Below are 2070 nucleotides of genomic sequence, written 5' to 3'. Positions count from 1 at the left end.
TTTTAACACCGTTTTTCACATCGTAAGTATATTAATCCATTACTGAAGGTAACTGTTAGTTAAAAGAGTGGCTTAAATGCTGCTCTTATTTTTTCGAAAAATAGCTTTGATGATTTCCTTCTTCAACTATGATGCAGTTTAGTTCAATAATAAATATTAATATCAATATATTTAATTTGTTAGAGTATGAGATTTACCTTAAGGAAATTTCATTTGAGGTGGTTAAAATCACGCTTTTCGCATGTAAATTATTGTATTATTATATAAGAAGGAAAAGAGGGCAGAGGGGGATATAATTTGAATAAAGTAGAACTTGATCATTTGCTGGATAACATTGGGAAAGCGGTTTTGGATCTTGCTACGAATGTGGGAAAAATCAATAAAAGACTTGACGATATAGAGGAACTGGTTAAAAAGATTAGTAAGGATAATTCTAAAATAGATAGTCTTAGTGATGACATTGGGGAATTAGGAGAGCGGATTGATGATTTGGAAGGCTCAAATCTTTCAAATAAAGTAACAGATATTGAGAATATAATTTATAGGTTACGTGATGCTTTAGAGGTAAGGTGAAGTTATGAAGTATGTGGGACCAATTGCTAAATTACCAATAGTTGCAGCATTGCTTATTAACATAATTATCTTTGCGTTCACTAGGACGCTTAATCCGATTGAAGCAGTCGGAAACTTTCTTGGGGCGTATTTATTATGTAGATGGATAATTGTCCCTATATTTGCCAAACGTGTTTATATACGTATGTGTCGGGAATGTAATCAGATTTTTGAAACTGAAGTTGACAAGTACGTATGCCCATGTTTTCAAACTCAACTAGAATCAATATTTTACGAGCAAGCGGTTAATGAGACAAAGATTCAAACTGTACCTTCAACGGGAGGGATATCGTATTGCCGTCATTGTGGACATAAGATTACACCTGGAAATTTTTGTTCATCTTGTGGGCAAAAACTGTGATTTTCTAAATGAATTTAATTGGACCTTTATTGCTTAATAAAATGTGGATTTTATTATCTTTATTTCAGTAACCGGGGCTTTACTTTAATAAGAACAAATGATTACTGGATAAATTGATGTTTAAAATTCAACAGTGGCTTGTGAATAGTCACGCAATTTACATTTAATTACCATCTTGAGATAAAAATTGTCATGGTACAATTATCTTGAGGTGGTATATTTGTTTATTTCTCCAATGTTATTACACAAATCAGATCATCCATTTGACGATGATAACTATATAACTGAACTGAAACTAGACGGATTCCGTACTATTTGGACTAAGGTTAATGATAAAGTTAGAATCTACACCAGACACAACAATGAGATTACTTCTAAGTTCCCCGAATTGATTAACCTTCCTATCCCTAATGGAACTGTACTAGACGGTGAGATTATTGTTACTGATAATCTAGGTAGACCAGACTTTGAAGCCACAATGGAACGTTTTTTGTCAAATAAGTATAAACATCAAATTTCCTATAGCGTCTTCGATATTATTTATTACAATGGTGAAAAGATTGCTCATTTACCATTATTAGACCGTAAAGAATTACTAAATGAAATCATACCTGAAGATACAGCATTATTAAATAAAGTCCAGTGGATTGAAGGTAATGCTGAACAGTACTTTGAGTTAATTAAGCAGCATGAACTAGAGGGAATTGTACAGAAGAAAGCAGATTCCAAGTATCAAATAAATAAACGCTCTCATGATTGGTTAAAGGTCATTAATTATCAGTATGAGGATGTCTTTATATCTGGATTAAGGAAAGATGAATTTGGACTACTTCTAAACTTTGATAATGGCAAATACGCAGGAATCATGGAGTTCATACCTATCGCTAGTCGAAAGGAATTTTATAGACAATACAGAGACTATATTATAGAAGAAAATGATAAGTTCGTTTATCTTGATCCTAAACTAAAGGCAAAGGTTAAATATCGCAACCTAACTAAAAAGGGACTCCTTAGAATCCCTAGTTTTGTAGAGTGGGCTAATTATTAGTTCACTCTTTTTTGTTTCTTCTTCAACTAAAGCACCCGATAGTTTAAGT

At 32.5% G+C, this 2070-nt stretch carries 2 protein-coding genes; both read left to right on the top strand.

Annotation, left to right across the window (positions count from 1 at the left end; genetic code table 11):
• Nucleotides 1-297 precede the first annotated feature (297 nt).
• The gene (locus COD92_RS31390) at nt 298-573 is read left to right on the top strand and encodes a hypothetical protein (protein ID WP_098532334.1); all 276 of its coding nucleotides are present in this window, start codon (nt 298-300) and stop codon (nt 571-573) included.
• Between the two features lie 620 nt (nt 574-1193).
• Entirely contained in the window at nt 1194-2021 is an 828-nt protein-coding gene (locus COD92_RS31380) for an ATP-dependent DNA ligase (protein ID WP_098532332.1), read from the top strand.
• Nucleotides 2022-2070 lie beyond the last annotated feature (49 nt).

This window comes from Bacillus sp. AFS037270, assembly GCF_002585305.1.
Note: the sequence above shows the minus strand (reverse complement) of the source record. Positions and strands in the feature narration are given on the sequence as shown.